Here is an 18,650-nt window from a genome sequence, read left to right as displayed (position 1 = left end):
TCAGGCCTTTGCATTGGGATGACCGGGCGCGCTATGGAGCGGAGCGCCCGGTCGGTGCATGCAGGATCAGCGTTCGATCACCTGCGCATGGACGGGCGCCAGCGACTCGTGCCTGGTGGCGGTGCGCTGCTCTGCCTTGTGGACCATCGTGTAAGCGTAGTCCACGCCCATGCCGTAGGCACCCGAGTGTTCCTTGACCACCTGCATGACCGCGTCGTACGTATCGCGGTTCTTCCAGTCGCGCTGCCATTCGAGCAGCACCTGCTGCCAGGTCACCGGCACCACGCCGGCCTGCACCATGCGCTGCATCGCGTAGTCGTGCGCTTCCTTGGTGGTGCCGCCCGAAGCGTCGGCCACCATATAGATCTCGTAGTCGCCTTCGAGCATCGCGCAGAGCGCGAACGTGGTGTTGCAGACCTCGGTCCAGAGGCCGGCGACGATCACCTTCTTGCGGCCGTTGGCGGCCAGCGCGTCGCGCACCTTCTGATCGTCCCACGAGTTCATCGAGGTGCGTTCGAGCGTCTGCTTGCCCGGGAACACATCGAGCAGTTCGGGGTAGGTATAGCCCGAGAACGAGTCAGACTCGACCGTGGTGATGGTGGTCGGGATGTCGAAGATCTTGGCCGCCTTGGCCAGGCCGACCACGTTGTTCTTCATGGTCTGGCGGTCCATCGACTGCACGCCGAAGGCCATCTGCGGCTGGTGGTCGATGAAGATGAGCTGGCTGTTGTGCGGAGTCAGGACTTCGAGCTTGGCGTTGGTCATGGGGTTCTCCCTGTGCGGTCTGATTCAATGGAATTGAAGTTTTCTGCCGGCGTCGCTTTCTTTTATGCGCTGCCATGGGGAGAACTATAGTGGCGATAGCTTTACTCAAAGCGATCGTTTGACGGATATTTTATTCAAATAGTTTGAATTTGCAGGGAACGGCTTCTGGAGCAATGGTGAGGGGGCAGCGATTCGGTGCGAAAGCGCCCCGGGTCGATGGGATCGGTCGTGCCGCGTGGTGTGGGGCAGGGCGGTGCTGCCGGCATGCCACCCTGCCACGATGATGCTCCCCGGGGCAGGCCACCACAAAGTCGCGCCCGATCTTTCCGCCATATCCATGGCAAGCCGTTGATTGACATGAAAATCACGCGATTCGCCTGGCCGGGCGGACGGCCGGAGAGGGGGGCGGTTACCGGGGAATTTGCTCCCACTCGATGCCGAAACGCGCAAGATACTTCCTCAGGCGGTCGGCATCGTTCGCTTGCTTCTTGCTCTGGCGAGACACGGCGAACAGCACGCGCCCAGCTTCGGACAGGCTGGCAGATGACCGGCATACCTCCAGCACTTGCTCCAATTGCACGCGATCGAACAGGTCCAGTTCACCGGCCTGCGCACCAAGAACGGTGTCGACCAGGCCCTGCTCGCCGTCCATGCTCCACGTTCCCTGAAGCCGCTGCACTTCCTCGCTGGCCACCGCCTCGGTGATGCGGCCGGCATCCGCCAGCGTAGCCATGCGCGTTACCGATGCGGATAGCTCACGGAAGTTGCCAGCCCAGGCTGCCTGGGTTGATGTGGCAAACGCCAGGTAGCGGCGCTTTGCCTCCACGTTGAAACGTACCAGTTCGCCTTGTTCCCGGCCGATACGGTCCAGCTCGAAGTCCAGGTTCGGTTCAATATCCTCGCGCCGCTCGGCGAGTCCCGGCAGCGCATAGGTCCAGAGATTGATTCGCGCGTACAGATCCTCCCGGAACGAGCCGGCAGCGACCATGCGCCGTAGATCACGGTGCGTGCCGGCGATCAACTGGAAATCGCTCTCGATTTCCTTGTCGGCGCCGACCGGCAGGAAGCGCTTTTCCTCGATGGCCTTGAGCAGCATGGCCTGCTCGTCGAGCCCGAGTTCGCCGATCTCGTCGAGGAACAGCAGGCCTGCATCCGCTGCCCGCAGCAGGCCGGCCCGCGCACTCTGTGCTCCCGTGAAGGCGCCCTTGACATGGCCGAAGAGCGTGGACATTGCCGCATCGCCGCGCAAGGTGGCGCAGTTGATCTCGATGAAGGGGCCTGATATCTGGTGGCGCCCGCGTTTCAACTCGTAGACACGCTTGGCCAGGAATGACTTGCCGGCCCCGGTCGGGCCGACCAGCAGCATCGGTGCGCGCGAGCGGGCGGCGACCCGCTCCAGTTGCTCGATCAAGGCATTGAAGCGTGGGTTCCGTGTGGCGATGCCGGCCTTGAGGAACGACACCGTTTCGTCCCGTTCGCGGCGAAAGCGTTGGGCGATGCGGTTGTATCGCGAGAGATCGAGGTCGATCACGGAGACGCTGCCCGGCCCGCCCGGCCCCTCGTCGGTAGGCGGAGGTGGAGACGTCTGCACCAGTCGGGCGGGAAGGTATCGCGCCTCCGCCAGCAGGAACCAGCAGATCTGCGCGACGTGTGTGCCCGTGGTGATGTGCAGCAGGTAATCCTCTTGCTCCAGGTCGAAGGGGTAGTCGCGTGCGAAGTCATGCAGCGTGGCGTAGACCTGCTCGAAATCCCAGGGATCGTGGATCGAGATCGGCGCGAGCCTGACTTCGGTGCGCGGCGAGCAAGTGGAGATGTCGTCGGCGATGCGCTGCGCCAGCCTGGCGTGACTGGGCGGGTGCAACAGTTCCAGCCGGTCGATGGGCAGGTCGGGCTGGCTGCAGAGGCTGATCGTTGGCCGCCATTTCCGCCAACGCTTGTCCCGACCACCGAGGTCGAGCACGGTGCCAAGGAAGCCGATGGCGACGGTCTTGCGCATAACGTATCTCAGAAGATAAGTAACGCGAAGATATTATCAAAGATTGCGATATGAGCTAGCCTGCCAACTGTTGCTGGATGGGGCTAAAATGCTTTTGAATCAATGGCTTAAGAATATCATCCGTTCAGTCCCTGGCTGTTGGCACACTCCTCGCTAAATCTGGTTCAGCCGGATGTCCCGCTGGCCCGCGAGCGAGGGTTCTCAACCGGCCTGCTGGTGCGCCATCGCCGAACCTGGGTTTGTTGCGACGGCGTATGCCGCCATGCGCGGAGGAAGGCGATCGGGGGCGCTTGGCGCTTCGCCTGGGCTCGATTCCCTGGGCATCCCGCACTGTTCGGAAGCTCATCGGGTAGAGCAGTCGGCTTCGGCCTGCAGGTGGCGGGTTCGAATCCCGCCCGAACACTGTCCTGAACGGGCAGTCCTGTTATTGGTGTATCTCGGAATTCAGAATTCAGGATTCAAGATGAGTGCAATCGACTATCAACTGATGGAACTGGCGCACGGTAAGCCAGTGAAGATGTGGACGAACGGCGTGGCCGTCGAAGACGACGCCCGCCGCCAACTGCGCAATACCGCCAGCATGCCGTTCGTGTTCCGCCATCTGGCGGTGATGCCGGACGTTCACCTGGGCAAGGGCTCGACGATCGGTTCTGTGATTCCCACGCAGGGGGCCATTATTCCGGCCGCGGTCGGCGTCGATATCGGCTGCGGCATGATGGCCGTGCGCACGACGCTGAAGGCAGCCGATCTGCCCGATTCGCTGGCGGCGCTGCGCCGCGCGATCGAGCGCGCCGTACCGCACGGCCGCGCACCGGGTCGACGCGATCCCGGCGCGTGGGGAGAGCGTGCGCCGCACCACGTGGACGAGGTGTGGAAGACGTTGGCTCCGGGCTTCGACCAGATTCGCCAGAAGTATCCGAAGCTGGAGAAGACCAACAACTACGTCCACCTGGGTACGCTCGGTACCGGCAATCATTTCATCGAGGTCTGCCTGGACGAAGCCGGCAGTGTCTGGTTCATGTTGCATAGCGGCTCGCGAGGCGTGGGCAATGCCATTGGTTCACTGTTCATCGAGCTGGCGCAGCAGGACATGCGCCAGCACATCGCGAACCTGCCCGACCGCGATCTGGCCTACTTCGAGGAGGGAAGCCGGCACTTCGATGACTATGTCGAGGCGGTCGGCTGGGCGCAGGAGTACGCCCGCCGCAATCGCGAGGTGATGATGGCGGCCGTGATCGCCGCTGCGCGCGGGGTGATCGGCAAGCCGTTCAGCGTCGACGAGCACGCGGTGAACTGCCATCACAACTACGTGCAAAGGGAGCGCCACTTCGACACCGATGTGTACGTGACCCGCAAGGGCGCCGTATCGGCGCAAAAGGGACAACTCGGAATCATTCCGGGGTCGATGGGAGCGAAGAGCTTCATCGTGCGCGGCCTGGGTAATCCGGAGAGCTTTTGCTCATGCAGCCACGGCGCGGGACGCACGATGAGCCGCACCGAAGCCAAGCGCCGCTTTACGGTGGCGGATCAGGTGAAAGCCACCGCGCATGTGGAGTGCCGCAAGGACGAAGCCGTGATCGACGAGATCCCGATGGCATACAAGGACATCGATGCGGTCATGGCAGCGCAACGCAGCCTGGTCGAAATCGTCCACACGCTACGCCAGGTGGTGTGCGTGAAGGGGTAGGGCAAGAAGGGGGAGGGCGCAGTCCGTCCCCCGTCGACAGAGAGAGGAGCCATGCAGTTTGCCGAACCACAAACTGTGCGCAGCGCCCATCCGGTGGCGCCGGAGGTGCGCGCGCGCATCATGGCGGAACTGGAGAACGTCGAGCGCCATCACGGAGTGAAGATTCCTCGACGATGTTGTTCAGGTATTTGATCTGGCGGATAACGATAGGAGCTTCACGTTCGGTCGATCTTACATGTGGCTGGACTGCTGAATCGGCATCCACCGATTCAATGAGGGACGAGCTTTTTCTTGGCGAGTTCTAGCGAGTCAAGAAAGGCCCGCCTTGTCGACTGCCCGGTACAGATATTTCCACTGGGCGCGTATCAGGATGTAGGTTTCATCCATGCGCCAACTCTTTCCCGCCGGGCGTTTGTGCCGGCGAAAGAGCTTGTTAAGCACCGGCAGCATCTTGAGCGCCCAACGATGTACGGTCGAGTGATCGACCGAGACGCCGCGCTCGTCCATCATCTCCTCGAGATGCCGCAGGCTCAGCGGATAGGCGACGTACCAGCGCACGCAAGTCAGCATTACCTCCAGCGGATAGTGCAGACGCCTCAAGACCTTCGCCATTTCCAGATTCATGTCTGCCAATGCGCACTGTGTTCAACATCGGCACAGTCTACCGGATGCTTATTGCGACAGAACCCTGCGGCGCATCGAGTTGCAGTTCAGCACGCCTACGCGGACCGAGACCTCGGTCGCCTGGGAGCCGATCTCGCGTGCCCGGAATTCAGTTGGCAACTGGTGGTTCGAAATCATGCTACTAGCCGATGAGGTAGATTATAAATGCCATCGAACGGTAGAATCTGCCCCAACTTGCGCAGTATGGAAGGTGAGATAGACTATAGAGCCATTCAAATGGCTATCAGTACGAAACCTGGTAATAATCCCGCAAGAGTTCCGAAATGCGATGAGACACCAATTCGCATTCGGTGCGCGTCAACGGTATGAATTTCGCTGCCCAGGCTCCCTTATGGACGTAGTCCGGAAACCTTGGTGACTCACCCCACCGCCAGTCGGGGTGATGTGCTTGGCGACTTCGACCCAATACGTGAAGATGTACACGACGGTGATCCTGAACATTTTTAGGGCCAACTGGCGGTGCAGCGTCATTGAGAGTCCAGTTTCCCGCTTCCCAATAGTTCAGGCATCCATCTCGCAGTTGAGGAAGGGTCTCGAGCATAGCTCGTCCCGTCGCAGCTACCAAGTACGACCATTGCGCGAGCTCTTCTGGCGTAAGTTCGCTTCGTTCCCATACAGGTCGCGGCGGATGAACGAGGAGGTGGCCGCCATCGGCTCGATCACAAAGGACGGTGTTGGGGAGGGCGACATTGCCACCAGAGAAAGAGAAGAGATTTGAATCCATATGCAGAAGCTTGATCCCGTGAGTAACGATATTCGCTGCCGGAGGGTACGGCAGCAGACACAGCAAGAGGTTGATCTGACCTATCGAAGGAACCTGGATTCGATGCTGCGCATGTGTTCATCACCTTGGAGGGCAATGATCTCCTTCACAGACGGTAGATATGAGTCGACCTGGCGAATCCCTCTATCTCTCCGAATCGTTGCAAAGACATCCTTCATGGCGCCAACGGCCGCGCGGATCGCGTGGTTTCCGTAGATCACGATGCCAACCTTCCGAAGAGCCTCAATGTCCGGCTCGGTCAGTTGGGGATAGGCAGTAGGGACCAAAACCAAAGGAATCCTTCCAGGCCAGGCACGGATGAAGTCGAGCACCTCGTCAGGCGTCTTCTGTTTGGAGTGAATCAGAATCGCGTCTGCGCCAGCTTCCTCGTACGCCAAGCCGCGTTCGATAGCTTCTGCCTGGCCTCGGCCGGCAATCAACGCCTCGGTACGTGCTACGACGACAAGATCGGCATCCCGACGTGCATCTACTGCTGAGGCGACTTTCCCCTGAAACTCTTCAATCCTCACAAGATCCTGGCGGCCGGCCTCGCGCAAGCTCGTGTCCTTGGGGAACGTCTTGTCCTCCATGACAATTGCGGATGCTCCGGCCTCTTCATATTGCCGAACGATGTAGTTGACATTTACTGCGTTCCCAAAGCCGGTATCGATATCTGCAATGAGAGGGATGGACACCACGGAGGCAATTGCCCGCATCATCTCCAGATGGAGTCCCATCGAGAGGATGTTGGCATCGGGCACGGCGTAGCTGGCAGAAAGCTCAAAGCCGCTGCCCCAAATTCCGCCAAAGCCGGCTTCCTCCGCCAGTTTTGCGCTAAGAGGATTGTGCGCCGCCATGGCAGTGAAGAGCTTGCCGTCTTCGAGGGCCCTTCGAAGAGTCTGGTTTTTTGTCATCTGCAAAGTTCTGTGTTTGGTGAGGGTCTCAAGAATCGAGCTCATAGTTCCCGGCGCAATTGAGCGCATGCAGTAGCGATCCGATTCATCGCCTCTTCGAGCTCACTGTCGGACGCGGCATAAGAAATGCGGAAGTGTCCGGGCAACCCGAACGCAATACCGGGCACCACTGCTACCCCAGCCGTCTTCAGAATGAACATCGCCAGATCGCTGTCGGAAGAAATCAGGTTGTTGGCTGCATCGCGTCGGCCAAGCAGATCGTGGCATCCGGGGAATGCATAGAAGGCACCTGGCGGGACGTCGCATGTGATGCCGTCAATGGCACGAAGACGCGCAACAATGCTATCCCGGCGCTGGCGAAACGTCTCAACGAAGCCGGGCAGGAAGTCCATCGGACCATCCAGTGCGGCGATTGAGGCGGCCTGGCTAATTGAGCTGGTGTGTGACGTCGACTGCGACTGAACCAGGTTCATGGCCTGGATGAGTTCCAACGGGCCAGCTCCAAATCCCACCCGCCAGCCTGTCATGGCGTAGGCTTTGGAGACCCCGTTAATGGTCAGGGTACGTGCAGCAAGTTCCGGCGTGACCGCTGCGGGCGTGGCGAATGGCGTATCGTCATAGCGAATCAACTCATAGATGTCGTCGGCCAAGATCCACACGTGCGGATGCCGGAGCAGTACTTCCGCTAATGCGGCGAGTTCGCTGTGGCTGTAGACCGCACCCGACGGATTGGATGGAGAGTTGAGCATCAGCCATTTGGTCCGTGGTGAGAGCGCTTCTTTGAGCTGATCCGGTGTCAACTTGAAGCCAGAGGCTGCACTACAGCGGACGATGACTGGCTGGCCCCCTGCAAGCTGGACCATCTCCGGATAAGAAACCCACGCTGGGGTGGGGATCACCACTTCGTCGCCCGGATTGACGGTTGCCTGCAGCGCGTTATATAGCAGTTGCTTAGCCCCGCATCCGACCTGAATTTGCTGTGGGCTGAAGGTCAGACCATTGTCAAGCTGGAACTTGCGGACGACGGCTTCGCGCAGTGCAAGCGTGCCGGCAACATCCGTGTATCGCGACTCATTGCGGTCGATGGCAGCTTTAGCCGCCTCACGAATATGCTCGGGCGTCGGAAAATCCGGTTCCCCCTGGCTGAGCGTAATGACATCGTGGCCTTCTCGCTTGAGCTGCGCAGAAAGGCGAGTCATCTCTTTCGTGGCCGATGGCTTGGCCCCAAGGACACGATGTGCCAGGAAATTCCTGTGGAAGTTGTCGGTGGCTGTCATTCAATCGCTCCTATTTTGAGGTGGAGTGCCCAGCGATCAAGCGCCAGCGGGATGAAGATTGTCAGGAGAAGCAGCAAACTATATGTTGCCGTGACAGTCACCACGAGTGTCGGCAGCAGCGATAGCCCGACCACGGCGAGTACGCAAGTAGTAGCGAGCTTGGCTCGCCAGCCGGAAATGGTCAGCGGTGCTGACTCCATCTGGAACTGTCTACGTTCAACAATACCCTTCTGAATCAGCAGCATTCCGATGCCAAGGAACACAAGCAGGGAAGCCACGGTCGGGTTGCCACCCATCTCGCTGACGAACTCGTTATAGGCTTTCACCGCAAGCACTGGCGTGCGAGCACCAAGGATCGCTGGTACTCCGAAGCCACCGATTACATGTGCGAAGACAATCAATGCACCGGAGAACACGGAGGACAAGACCAGCGGTGTTGTGACGCCAGACAGGACCTTCCCGAGTGGGCGCGCCAAGCTAAGGGCTGCTTCCTCCAGGTTCCTACCGGCACGTACTACTAACACCTTGATGCCGGGATTCTCTTTGGTGAACTGCTCGACGACACGGTTGACCGTCTCGACGTCGTTAGATGAGTACAGGACAACTTCCGCGGCAACTGAACTTCGAATGCCAAGACTCTCCAGTATGAGCATTCCGCATGGCATTGATGCACGCTTGAACTTCACCTTCGTCTCCTTGTGGGTTTTGGCGGCGAAGGAATCGTAGGCGTTTGTTCAAGGCTATACTATGCTCTCTCCCGCTGCCCATCAGGCTTTCATTGGGAAACAATGAGTTTTACTCATGCTGAAAAACGCAGATGTACCCCTGATAGCAATCCGCGTGTTCGTTACTGTTGGTAGACACGGGAACTTCACGCGGGCAGGTGAGGCCTTGGGCATCACCCAAAGCGCGGTGAGCAGGCACATTGCCACCCTGGAGGCTCTGGCGGATCGCCCATTGTTTGAGCGAAAAGGCTCAAACATTGCAATGACACCGGCAGGTACCCAGTTCTATGACGCGGTAAAGGACGCTGTCTCGACGATTGAATTGGCCACGCAGCAGATGGCGCAAGCACGGTATACGCCGGACCGATTGACGGTGCGTACCTCGATGCCGAGCTTCGCGATGACGGTCATCGTGCCTGTGCTGGGAGCCTTCACAGCTCGGAATCCCGTACAAGTCGACCTGATAACGTCGCTATCTGCTCCTCAGGCGCAGGAACTCTTTGATGTGCTAATCACCCGTGACCAGAGCCTGCCAGGTACGGAGAGTTGGGAACTGATTCGCGAGGAATTGGTGTGCGTGGGTTCGCCTTCTGTCGCTACAACACATCGCGCGGTTGCGCCGTCCCGGTGGCCACTAATCGCAGCCAGGTCAAGGCCGGATGCAATTCCAGTGTGGGCTGTAGCGAAGGATATTTCGCCTGAACGCCTTCATGTCAGCGCAGTCTACGACCATCTGTTCTTGGCCGTGGCCGCCGCAATTGGTGGTGCTGGCCTGCTGATTGTCCCGAGTATTCTTGTGCGGGATCAGCTGCGTGACGGTACGCTTGTGCTGGCGGATGACCAGCGCGTTGCTTCGGGCGCGAGCTATACAGCGTATGTTCACCCGCAGGGTAAGAACGTTCGGGTGGCTCAGGAGTTCTGTCGTTGGTTCAAAGGTGCCCTCCGAAGGCGCCTGCAGGACGAATAGTGTGTTGACACATTTACGGTCGCAACGGTGACAGATTTAATACGGTTTACGGCCTTCGGCGGCCAGCACATCGGCACATGCAAAGCCCAGCCCTTTGCTCGCGCCGCATACCTGGCATGTTTGCCTTGCAGTCCGAAGTCCATTGTTGCGCTTCTTTGGAGGACCGCCGCAGCTTTGCTAGAACCGGACATTACCGCGTTGCTCATGCAGTTTGTGTCTAGGCGGTTCTCAGGTGTCGCGTGGCTGGCTGTCGGCACGAGCGTGCTTTTGGCCCAAGTACGACACTACTATTTGGCCGTAACAGTTAGTGTCCAGGCTAAGTTGAAATGTCCGGTCGCTGGCTAAGTTAAAATGTCCGAAATCCAAGCCGGCAGAATGAGCAATGACGGTAGAGCGCAGTGAAATCATTGATGCAATTGGCATAGATGCAGTGACAGGTGCGGTTCATCTAAGCATCATCGACCCGCTCCCCTGGGACTTGAAACACCTGCAACTACTTCAAGAGAAAATCAATACATATCTCGGCTTTATCGAGTCTGGTGAGATTTATGCATCCTATCCTGAGGCAAAGCGTCGCCAGCTTATCGTGGACGTCATCTCAAGGTTCCGACCAGATGAAAGCGCGATGCAATTCTTGGTGCGAGCCAACGAGATCGTAGAGACCTATGGAGCTTCACTCCTCCTGCGTCACTCAGGCAAAGGATACGATGGCGATATGTCTTAGGCTTCAGCGGTGGTGGTTCTCTTGGTCTAGTCGTCAGTACCGTTTAACGGCCATGGCTGTTGCTGCAAACGCGTCAGCGCCTCTAGCATGTCGTTCTGATCCAGCGATCGCTGCGACTTCTTGCCGGGCGGTCGCCCACGCTTGCGCGGAACCCCGTCCGTGCTTGGCACAGATTGCGACCGCGTGTTGTCGCGCTTCTCCTGAACGTATTGCGCCAACTGCAACACGTGCCCCAGCCGCTTGTTATCCACGATCGCCCCCTGATCGACTTCCGACAGCTTGTCGTAGGTGGTGTAGGGCAGGGCAGTGCCATTGGCCCGAGGTTCGATCTTCCCGTCCGGGTAGTGGTAGACATCGATGTAGCGACCGGCCAGCTTCCGATGTTCCGGGGTGTCAGTCAGCAGGTAGAGCATCTTGTCGTACTGAATCGTCAGACTCTTCGACACGCAGCGTGGCTCGCGCCAGGTGAAGATCAGGTCCAGGTCCTCGTCGGGTCGCAGCGGACGATGAGCGTTATGGCTGTTCCGGGGCACCTTGGCGAAGCGTGTGTTGTAGTCGGCGATGAACTCCGGCATGAAGGCATTGGCGGCCTCCATCGAACTGATCCCGCGCAGACGCAGTTCCTTGACCAGGCGGTCCTGCAGCGTTAGGTGGGTCCGCTCGACGCGGCCCTTGGCTTGGCTGCTGTTGGCGCAGATGCTCTCGATGTTCAGCTCGAACAAGGCCCGGGCAAACTGGGTATGACCGTCGCCACCGGTCGCGTTCGGCTTGTTGTTACGGAAGACGCTGGCCTTGTCGCTATAAAAGGCCACCGGCTTTCCATGCCGATCCAGATAGGCTCGGGTCGCTGCAAAGTACGTGAACGTGGCCTCAGAGTGGGTGAAGCGCAGTTCCATGATCTGGCTAGTTGCATCGTCCACGTAGACCAGCAGTGTGCAAGCTGGTGCCCGGTCTTCGAACCAGCGGTGGTCACAGCCATCGATTTGGATCAGCTCGCCCAGGCACGCCCGGCGGTTGCGCGGCTGGTGGACCTTGGGCGGCCGCTGCTTGCGGGGCACCCAGAGGCCAGCGCCAACCATCAATCTCCGAACTGTCTCCTTGGCCAGGAACAAACCATGAACTTCGCACAGTTTCTCCGCGGCCAACGTCGGCCCGAAGTCGATGTAGTGCTCCCGAATGAGGTCGAGCGCCGCAGCCTCGCGCTCCGCCGGCAATCGATTATTGCTGGGCCGCCCGCGTCGGCGAGAAACCAATCCCGAGGCGCCTTCCTGCCGGTAGCGATCCAGCAATCGCCGGAATTGCCGACCTGTGATCTCCAACCGCTCGGCGGCCACACTGGGCCGCAATTCGCCGTCTACGACCGCCTGGACGGTCTTGAGCCTGTCTAACTCGCGCATGCTTACCGTAATGACCTCAGATCTAGCCATCGCCTGGCGTCTCCATCGCATCTAACCGGGCAGGCTGGATACCATGAACGACAGGCTAGGCGGACATTTCTACTTAGCCAGATCCGGACATTACAACTTAGCCGCTACATAACATGTCTAGGCGGTTCTCAGTTGTCGCGTGGCTGGCTACATTCAAATGTCGGCACGGGCGTGCTTTTTGTGCGAGCTTGGAGGCTTTGGCGAGTTTTCGGTGGGGCGGTGGGGCTGGCCTGACGCGACGGAGTCCCGCGCCGGGTGGGGCGCTGGCGGCGCGGTGGGCCAAGTTCAACTGACCGCGTGCTTGCGGGGGGCTGCGGGGCCGCGCGCTCAGCCGGGGCGGTCGCGCGGACGCGCTCCGCAAGGTGTCGCGCCTCGGCCAGACCGGTCAGGGACGCTTGGCTCCGATCGGTGGCGACCAGGCGGCTGCCGACCGGGTTCGGCCAGAAGCCGGCACTCGACATGAGGGCCCTGATTGCACACAATCCTGAGAAGCGTTCGCCGCAGCCGCCCCTTCCGGGCGGCATACCAACATTACTGAACTGATTGCCGCAGTGATGTCCATGGACCTTCAGGCTTTCATTAGGCGCTCGAGGCGAACAGTCTAATGAAGGCAGAATGTAGCCAATATCGGAATTACATCTATCCTCGGAGTTTGACAATGAGATGCCAGATTTGCGGGCGTGAACTGAATCGAGGCGACGATCCATTGTCCGTGGACTGCGGTGGCGATTGTTGGGGATGCATCGGAGAAATTGAAGCGGAGATGGGTGACAAGGCATCGCTGGAGAAGGTGCGCGACGAGCATTCGCGCGGACTTCGACCAAGTTGGACGGCCCCTTTAGATGGCGACTGACGGCCAATCGGGGACAGTCACCGCTGGACAATCGCTATACTCCTCCGCTGATATGCGACGCATTAGCGACGCAGGAACCGAAGGACGCTTATGTCGGAAAACGATTTTGATATCAAACTGGATGAGTTGGTGGATCGCTCTGTCGGCAAGCTTCTCACGGCCGACAGTTTCGATCCCTCAGCATTTGATGCCCTCAAGGAATATCTATGGCAGAAGGGTGAGGGACTTCAGCATGAATACTGCGTGTCAAAGCAGATTCTGCGCACCCTCCGGTCGACCGTAAGTGCCATAACAAGTCGAGCGGAGTATCTGCCTTCCGTGCGCCAACACCTTAAATTGGCCCGAGAGTTCGACGGAATGCTCGACAGCCTGATCGCGGGAGAGACCCGCGCAACTCGAACTCCTGGGGTTCCTCGGGTGATTTAATCCGACGCATGGAATGTCTGCTTCCAGCAAGGACGACTGACCGCTAAGGGTTCGGTGGCGGTCACCACTACCAGGTTGCCCAATGAATGCTTAGGGTCGGTAGCCGCCCTTCAGCATCGGGCGGGCCCGGCGTCCGCTATCGGGCAGCAAGCGGCCAACTAGGGCCGGGGCGTACCCTTGATCGCCCGCTCCAGGTCGATCCGATTGATCAGCCGCTGACGCTTTACGTGCCCCGGCGGGTGCTGCGGCCGTGGTGGCTCGCCCTGCAGCGTCCGCGACGGGCCGGCCTGATGCCGGTCGTCGCGCAGCGCTTGTACCTGGGCGGCGATATCCAGCACGTGCCCCAGCCGCTTGTTTTCCACGATGGCGCCCTGGTCGATCTCCGAGAGCCGGTGGTAGGTGGTGTAGGGCAGGGCAGCGCCATCGGCCCACAGTTCCACGTGCCCGTCCGGATAGTCGGCCACTTCGATGTAGCGATGGATCAGGCGGCGGTGCTCGGGCCGGTCCTCCAGCAGGTACATCACCTTGTCGTATTGCAGCGTGAGGCTGGCCGACACCTTGCGCCACTCGCGCCAGCTGAAGATTCGTTCCAGATCCTCGTCGCCACGCAGCGGCCGGTGCGCGTTGAAATCGCTCTTTGGCACCTTGGCAAAGCGCGCGTTGAAGTCCGCGATAAACGTCGGCGCATAGGCGTTGGCGGCGTCCATCGAGCTGATGCCGCGCAACCGCAGCTCCTTGACCAGGCGGTCCTGCAGCGTGCCGTTCATCCGTTCGACGCGGCCCTTGGCCTGGCTGGAATTGGCGCACAGGATGTCGATATTCAGCTCGAACAACGCCCGTCCGAACTGCGTATAGCCTCGGCCTTCGGCGTTGGCCTTAGCGCTGACCCGGAACACGCTGAACTTGTCCGAATAGAACGCCTGCGGCTTGCCGTGCCGCTCGAGATAGGCCCGGGTGGCGGTGAAATAGGCGGGGGTCGACTCGGTCGGCACGAACAGCAGCTGCATCAGCCGGCCGGTGGCGTCGTCGACATAGACCAGCAGCGTGCACGCCGGCGCGCGGTCTTCGAACCAGTGGTGGTCGCTGCCGTCGATCTGGACCAGCTCGCCCAGGCAGGCCCGCCGATTGCGCGGCTGGTGGACCTTGGGCGGGCGCTGCCTGCGCGGCACCCAGAAGCCCGCGTCGACCATGATCCGGCGCACCGTTTCCTTGGCCAGGTCGATGCCATGACGCTCCCGCAGTTTCTCGGCGGCCAGCGTTGGGCCGAAGTCGGCGTAGCTGTCACGGATCAGTCCGCACACGCGAGACTCCAGGCCAGGCGGCAACTGGCGGTTGCCGGGGCGGCCGCGCTTGCGCGAAGCGAGGCCGCTCGGCCCATCCGCCCGGTACCGCTGCGCCAAGCGCTCCACCTGCCGGCGCGACAAGCCCAGCTTCTCGGCGGCGCGCCAGACCGCCAGGCCGTGCTCCACCACGGCCTGTATCACCTTGAGTCGGTCCAGTTCGCGCATCGTCACGGTCAGAATCTCGGGCTTGCCCATGGCGGCCTCCAGTCTCGGACGGACGGAAAGCCGCCAGCTTGCCAGGACTGGCAAGCACTGCGACAGTTCTAATTGGCCCAAGTACGACAATACTATTTGGCCGTAACATAACAGTTACGCATAATTAACCTTATGTTAAATATAAGACGAATCCGACCGAGACGATAGAAGCCGCCAAGCGCAATCCACGCGCGCCTTGCCCCATCACCAGGCTAGCCGGCGGCCGCCTGCAGCTCGAGTACCTCTCTCCTGAAACGCCCGCCACGCTCCTGCGCCGTTCCTGGCTGCGGCATGCTTCATGATGCACATTCGTGTAACGTAGAATACGCCGCAAAACGCTAAGAAAACCAATGCGCAGCCTATTCCTGCTAGCGATCCTCGCGGCCGCCTTCAATGTCCACGGCGCGAGCAAGTGCCGCAATGGCGGCCGCATCCTTTATCTCGACGACGTTTGTCCGCCTGGTTACACCGATATCACAAGCGGCCAAGGCGGAAGCGTGTCGGTCATCGGTAAAAGCGCCGAGGTAAAGCAGCAGGAGCAGGCCTTTCTGCAGGAGCGCAGGGTCTCGGAGTTGCAATACCAGGCCCAACTGGCCCAGGAACAACGGCAGCTCGTTGCTGCAGAGAACAATCGACGAGGCCTTTGCAGTGCGATCGATGGCCAGGTTCGGGCGGTCGAGATCCAGATGCGCCAGATCAACGGTTGGCAGTTCATGGACCAGCTCAAACGGACCCACCGGCAGCTGCGCGACCAGCAGTTTCAGCTGGGCTGCGGGAGGTAATCGGCTCGGCAAGGCCAGGCCCTGGCGCAAGCTGCCGGCTGGCCCCAACGACGGAAAAGCAATGCCGACTGGCCAGCGTGCGGCACCGCCGGATTTCCGCAGAGGTCGCAGCAAGGCCTCGGCTTGTCCGTTTCTCACCGCCTGGCACGCTTCCTGATCTCCGCGGTCTCCTGCCGGATCTGCTCGCCGATTTCGCGGAGCTGGGCCCGCAGGCTGGCGAGATGCGCTTGATCCGCCGGCTTCGGTTGACGATTGCCCGAGTCGTTCGCAGCGTCGAGGGACATGGCTTCGATCATCAACTCGGTCCCGCGCGTGATGTCGGCCACCAGTGGCTGCCGGGGGTCTCCGGGGCGGAGCTTGACGCCGCTGAGTTCGGTGTCGATCTGTCTGAGCGCGGGGATGTATTGGTTGCGTTCGCGTTCCGCGATCGCCTTGGTCGACAGGGTCCCGGCGCGCAGGGCTTGTTCGTCCGCCTGAACAGACTTGAGTGCGGACGAATTCAAGCAGTCCGTGCTTCATGTGGTCTTCGCTGGCGAGGGCCGCGCGCTGGTCCAGCGCCGCCTTGGGCGCAAGCATCGCCAGTGCGGCAATGGAAAGCGTTCCGAGGGCCAGTCCGGCCAGCAGGCTGACCGCCGCCGTGCGCTGGTAGCGGCTCATGTCCAGGCGCGCGGGCAACAGCCAGGCTAGCGCGCTGCCACCGATCAGGCCGCCGATATGCGCGGCATTGTCGATGCCTTGGCGCGAGAAGCCTTGCAGCAGCGCGTAGGCGATGAAGACTGCGAGTTGCACGATCAGGCGCTTGCTGAGGGTCTCGGGAATCTGCTCGCGGTTCTTTCCCACGGCGACCAGCATGGCACCGGTCACGCCGAAAACCGCGCCCGATGCGCCGACCGAGACCACGTGCTGAGCGGCGAAGTGCAGGCTCAAGGCGCTGCCGAGCAGTCCGGAGGCCAGGTAGATCAACAGGTAGGCGCGCGCGCCGTAGATCCGCTCGACCGTGACACCGGCGGTGTACAGGCCAAGCATGTTCATCGTCACGTGCATCAGGCTGGCGTGCAGGAAGATGGCGCTCAACAGCCGCCACCATTCGCCCTGCTGCACTGCCGATGCGGCATTTCCCCCCAATGCGAACAGGGTGCTCGCCGGTGTCTGCGCGATGCCCCCGCCCGAGCGCAGCGACAGCAGCCAGATGACAACGTTGGCGGCGATCAAGGCGTGGGTCATCCAGGGACGCGGGCTCAGCGCATGGAGTTTCTCGGCAAATTGCCGTTCGGCGGCGAACTGGTTGGTCCGTATCCTGGCGACGGCCGGCATCTGGCCGGTGGCATCCAGGCGGCAGTGGATGGCGTCGAGCAAGCGCTCGCGGTCGGCATTGTCGAACGCCGCCAGGGGCAGCGCCACCCTGCCCGCGCATGGCTGGCTCCAGGGCAGGATGCCGCTGCCGGCGGTGCCCGCATCCGGCTTGAGCTGCAGTTCCAGGAACGCCCCGCCTCGCCGCATGCGCACCGTCACCTGGTCGATCTCGCCCCAGTCGACGCGCTGGCTCTTGCCCTGGAACCGCGGCGACGCGATCGACTCGCTATCGAGCGTGACCAATGGCTTGCCCTTGCCGAGCTGGCGGCGCATGGCCAGCTCGGCGTACAGCAGGATAGACAGGATCACACCGGCCAGCGGGGCGAGAAGCTGGGGATGGCCGCGTAGCTTGAGCACAAGCAGTAGCAAGAGCGCGGTAAACGTCAGGCGCAGCGTTAGGCGGTTGGTCCGCAGCGGGCTCTTGGGGGAGGCAGAGAAACGTTCCTCCGCGACCTCGGCGTGCATCAGTTGCTGGCGCATGCCTTGCATCTGGCTCGACGGTTCCATGGTCCTCCGCCCTCCCCTGGTTTCCGCGTCGGCTCCCAACGCCTGACGCGGCAAGGTGTTGAGTGTGTTGAGTGTGACTGGATGAGCGTGACTGAGACAGCCCTCCGCGATCGGGCGAACCGCGTGCCGCTCCTGCACGCAGGGTGCGGACTTGCGCCGCTGCACTTTTCAGGGACGCGGCCTGCATGCCGCGCTCGCGCCGGATACCGGCAAGGCGCGCCGTTTCGGCGAAGCGGGCGCCATCGCGCGAGAGAGCAGTGTGGCGGGCCGGCGGTGGCTTGTCGGTCTGCCGCCGCACGCTGCAGGGAGTCCGGCGCGCGTATGCTGTATACACAACAGACCGGCGCCGGTGCGCGCTGTGTTGCCGGCGGACCTGGCACAGGACTGCGCGCGGCGGCGCCGTGCCCTCTCCTGCCCTGCCTAGATCACTGTCCCGCCGTTCGGGCTGATGACCTGGCCGACCAGGTAGTGCCGGTCGCCGGCCAGGTGGACCACGGTCGACGCATACTCGGCCATGGTACCGAGGCGCCCGGCCGGGCAGATCTGCCAGAACTGGCGGGTCTTCTCCTCTCCTGCATTGGCCAGGTAGTCTTCGAAATCTGGCGTCAGTACCCCGCCCGGCGCCATCGCGTTGACGAAGATGTTGGCACCGGCGACCTCGGCGGCGACCGACTTGGTGAAGGCGATCACCGCGCCCTTGGTGGCGCTGTAGTGCGGGCTATGCGCGCTCATCGCCGACAGGCCGGCGACCGACGCGATGTTGACGATGCGGCCGTAGCGCTGCGTCTCCATCTGCCGCAGCGCGGCGCGCGTGCAGTAGAACACGCCGTGAACATTGACGTCCCAGAAGCGATGCCACTCCTCGTCGCTCAGCGCGCTGGTGAACTGCAGTGACTGCCGCGGCAGCGGTGTGGTCAGGTAGGCATAGTGGCGGTTGCGCCGTTCGACGTCGGCCGGCCGGGTCGGGATCACGGCGGCGTTGTTGATGAGGATGTGCAGGCTCCCGCATTGCCGCACGATGTCGTCGACCATGGCATCGACCGCCGCGCTGGCGGAGACGTCGCAGGGGAAGGCGAGGCAGCGGGCACCGGTGGCGGCCACCGTCGCGCGGGTATGCTCCAGCGCCGGCAAGTCGATATCGCACACGGCGACGGTGGCGCCGGCCTGGCCGAGCGCCAGCGCGATTGCGCCGCCGAGGCCGCGTCCTGCTCCGGTGACGAGCGCCACGCGGCCGTCCAGGGCCCGGTTTTCCTGAAGCATGG

The 18,650-nt window shown here is 61.4% G+C and carries 14 protein-coding genes, 1 tRNA gene and 2 pseudogenes; 6 read left to right on the top strand and 11 right to left on the bottom strand.

Features of this window, described 5'->3' with window-relative positions; all coding sequences use genetic code 11:
- Positions 1 to 66 precede the first annotated feature (66 nt).
- Positions 67 to 765 (bottom strand): hydrolase, encoded by a 699-nt coding sequence (locus tag BKK81_RS29270; RefSeq protein ID WP_071020217.1) that lies wholly within the window; start codon positions 763 to 765, stop codon positions 67 to 69.
- A gap of 409 nt (positions 766 to 1,174) precedes the next feature.
- Complete coding sequence (gene rtcR / locus BKK81_RS29265) at positions 1,175 to 2,761, bottom strand: RNA repair transcriptional activator RtcR (protein WP_071020214.1); 1,587 nt, start codon at positions 2,759 to 2,761, stop codon at positions 1,175 to 1,177.
- A gap of 331 nt (positions 2,762 to 3,092) precedes the next feature.
- Between rtcR and BKK81_RS29260 the strand changes: the two genes are divergently transcribed.
- The 3 genes from BKK81_RS29260 to BKK81_RS35750 all read left to right on the top strand — a co-directional run bounded on the left by BKK81_RS29260 (position 3,093) and on the right by BKK81_RS35750 (position 4,640).
- Positions 3,093 to 3,164, top strand: a tRNA-OTHER gene (locus BKK81_RS29260).
- A 60-nt stretch (positions 3,165 to 3,224) separates the two neighbouring features.
- Positions 3,225 to 4,448, top strand: a complete 1,224-nt coding sequence (locus BKK81_RS29255) for an RtcB family protein (RefSeq protein ID WP_071020211.1) — start codon at positions 3,225 to 3,227, stop codon at positions 4,446 to 4,448.
- 51 nt (positions 4,449 to 4,499) lie between these two features.
- Entirely contained in the window at positions 4,500 to 4,640 is a 141-nt protein-coding gene (locus BKK81_RS35750; protein ID WP_156811484.1) for a hypothetical protein, read from the top strand.
- Positions 4,641 to 4,766: 126 nt separating this feature from the next.
- Here the strand turns inward: BKK81_RS35750 and BKK81_RS29250 are convergent.
- The 4 genes and pseudogenes from BKK81_RS29250 to BKK81_RS36630 all read right to left on the bottom strand — a co-directional run.
- Positions 4,767 to 5,072: pseudogene (locus BKK81_RS29250) on the bottom strand (IS6 family transposase); the annotation flags it as partial.
- An 864-nt stretch (positions 5,073 to 5,936) separates the two neighbouring features.
- A complete protein-coding gene (locus BKK81_RS29240) occupies positions 5,937 to 6,809 on the bottom strand; it encodes a phosphonopyruvate hydrolase (RefSeq protein ID WP_071022580.1) in 873 nt (290 codons plus the stop codon).
- A 41-nt stretch (positions 6,810 to 6,850) separates the two neighbouring features.
- A complete protein-coding gene (locus BKK81_RS29235) occupies positions 6,851 to 8,086 on the bottom strand; it encodes a pyridoxal phosphate-dependent aminotransferase (RefSeq protein WP_071020206.1) in 1,236 nt (411 codons plus the stop codon).
- Positions 8,083 to 8,772, bottom strand: coding sequence for a hypothetical protein (locus BKK81_RS36630; RefSeq protein ID WP_231908130.1), 690 nt, complete (start codon positions 8,770 to 8,772; stop codon positions 8,083 to 8,085). Before BKK81_RS36630 ends, BKK81_RS29235 begins: the two co-directional genes overlap by 4 nt.
- 115 nt (positions 8,773 to 8,887) lie before the next feature.
- On the opposite strand from BKK81_RS36630, the gene BKK81_RS34730 reads away from it, so the two are divergent.
- A complete protein-coding gene (locus tag BKK81_RS34730; protein WP_231908129.1) occupies positions 8,888 to 9,778 on the top strand; it encodes a LysR family transcriptional regulator in 891 nt (296 codons plus the stop codon).
- A 51-nt stretch (positions 9,779 to 9,829) separates the two neighbouring features.
- Here the strand turns inward: BKK81_RS34730 and BKK81_RS35740 are convergent.
- Positions 9,830 to 9,921: pseudogene (locus BKK81_RS35740) on the bottom strand (SDR family oxidoreductase); the annotation flags it as partial.
- 239 nt (positions 9,922 to 10,160) lie between these two features.
- Between BKK81_RS35740 and BKK81_RS35735 the strand changes: the two are divergent.
- Positions 10,161 to 10,502, top strand: coding sequence for a DUF6572 domain-containing protein (locus BKK81_RS35735; RefSeq protein WP_156811483.1), 342 nt, complete (start codon positions 10,161 to 10,163; stop codon positions 10,500 to 10,502).
- 26 nt (positions 10,503 to 10,528) lie between these two features.
- Here BKK81_RS35735 and BKK81_RS29225 read toward each other — a convergent pair whose 3' ends face one another.
- Positions 10,529 to 11,929: an ISNCY family transposase gene (locus BKK81_RS29225; protein WP_071020199.1), complete on the bottom strand. Its 1,401-nt coding sequence runs from the start codon at positions 11,927 to 11,929 to the stop codon at positions 10,529 to 10,531.
- A gap of 943 nt (positions 11,930 to 12,872) precedes the next feature.
- Between BKK81_RS29225 and BKK81_RS35730 the strand changes: the two genes are divergently transcribed.
- Positions 12,873 to 13,208, top strand: coding sequence for a hypothetical protein (locus tag BKK81_RS35730; protein ID WP_071073779.1), 336 nt, complete (start codon positions 12,873 to 12,875; stop codon positions 13,206 to 13,208).
- Between the two features lie 158 nt (positions 13,209 to 13,366).
- On the opposite strand, the gene BKK81_RS29220 is transcribed toward BKK81_RS35730, so the two are convergent.
- The 3 genes from BKK81_RS29220 to BKK81_RS29210 form a co-directional block, all read right to left on the bottom strand.
- Positions 13,367 to 14,746 carry an ISNCY family transposase gene (locus tag BKK81_RS29220; protein WP_083384526.1) on the bottom strand — a complete coding sequence of 460 codons (1,380 nt, stop codon included), beginning with the start codon at positions 14,744 to 14,746 and terminating at the stop codon, positions 13,367 to 13,369.
- Positions 14,747 to 15,114: 368 nt separating this feature from the next.
- Positions 15,115 to 17,388 (bottom strand): rhomboid family intramembrane serine protease, encoded by a 2,274-nt coding sequence (locus BKK81_RS29215; RefSeq protein ID WP_071020196.1) that lies wholly within the window; start codon positions 17,386 to 17,388, stop codon positions 15,115 to 15,117.
- Positions 17,389 to 17,808: 420 nt separating this feature from the next.
- Positions 17,809 to 18,648, bottom strand: a complete 840-nt coding sequence (locus BKK81_RS29210; RefSeq protein ID WP_071020193.1) for an SDR family NAD(P)-dependent oxidoreductase — start codon at positions 18,646 to 18,648, stop codon at positions 17,809 to 17,811.
- Positions 18,649 to 18,650 lie beyond the last annotated feature (2 nt).

It is taken from the genome of Cupriavidus sp. USMAHM13 (assembly GCF_001854285.1).
Classification (GTDB): domain Bacteria; phylum Pseudomonadota; class Gammaproteobacteria; order Burkholderiales; family Burkholderiaceae; genus Cupriavidus; species Cupriavidus malaysiensis.
The sequence above is the reverse complement of the archived record's forward strand: the minus strand, read 5'-3'. Positions and strand labels throughout refer to the sequence as shown.

Bases quoted from the DNA above. Each gene is read 5' to 3' on its own strand.
- BKK81_RS29270 (WP_071020217.1), bottom strand. From the start codon at position 765: ATGACCAACGCCAAGCTCGAAGTCCTGACTCCGCACAACAGCCAGCTC.
- rtcR (WP_071020214.1), bottom strand. From the start codon at position 2,761: ATGCGCAAGACCGTCGCCATCGGCTTCCTTGGCACCGTGCTCGACCTC.
- BKK81_RS29255 (WP_071020211.1), top strand. From the start codon at position 3,225: ATGAGTGCAATCGACTATCAACTGATGGAACTGGCGCACGGTAAGCCA.
- BKK81_RS35750 (WP_156811484.1), top strand. From the start codon at position 4,500: ATGCAGTTTGCCGAACCACAAACTGTGCGCAGCGCCCATCCGGTGGCG.
- BKK81_RS29240 (WP_071022580.1), bottom strand. From the start codon at position 6,809: ATGACAAAAAACCAGACTCTTCGAAGGGCCCTCGAAGACGGCAAGCTC.
- BKK81_RS29235 (WP_071020206.1), bottom strand. From the start codon at position 8,086: ATGACAGCCACCGACAACTTCCACAGGAATTTCCTGGCACATCGTGTC.
- BKK81_RS34730 (WP_231908129.1), top strand. From the start codon at position 8,888: ATGCTGAAAAACGCAGATGTACCCCTGATAGCAATCCGCGTGTTCGTT.
- BKK81_RS35735 (WP_156811483.1), top strand. From the start codon at position 10,161: ATGACGGTAGAGCGCAGTGAAATCATTGATGCAATTGGCATAGATGCA.
- BKK81_RS29225 (WP_071020199.1), bottom strand. From the start codon at position 11,929: ATGGCTAGATCTGAGGTCATTACGGTAAGCATGCGCGAGTTAGACAGG.
- BKK81_RS35730 (WP_071073779.1), top strand. From the start codon at position 12,873: ATGTCGGAAAACGATTTTGATATCAAACTGGATGAGTTGGTGGATCGC.
- BKK81_RS29220 (WP_083384526.1), bottom strand. From the start codon at position 14,746: ATGGGCAAGCCCGAGATTCTGACCGTGACGATGCGCGAACTGGACCGA.
- BKK81_RS29215 (WP_071020196.1), bottom strand. From the start codon at position 17,388: ATGGAACCGTCGAGCCAGATGCAAGGCATGCGCCAGCAACTGATGCAC.
- BKK81_RS29210 (WP_071020193.1), bottom strand. From the start codon at position 18,648: ATGCTTCAGGAAAACCGGGCCCTGGACGGCCGCGTGGCGCTCGTCACC.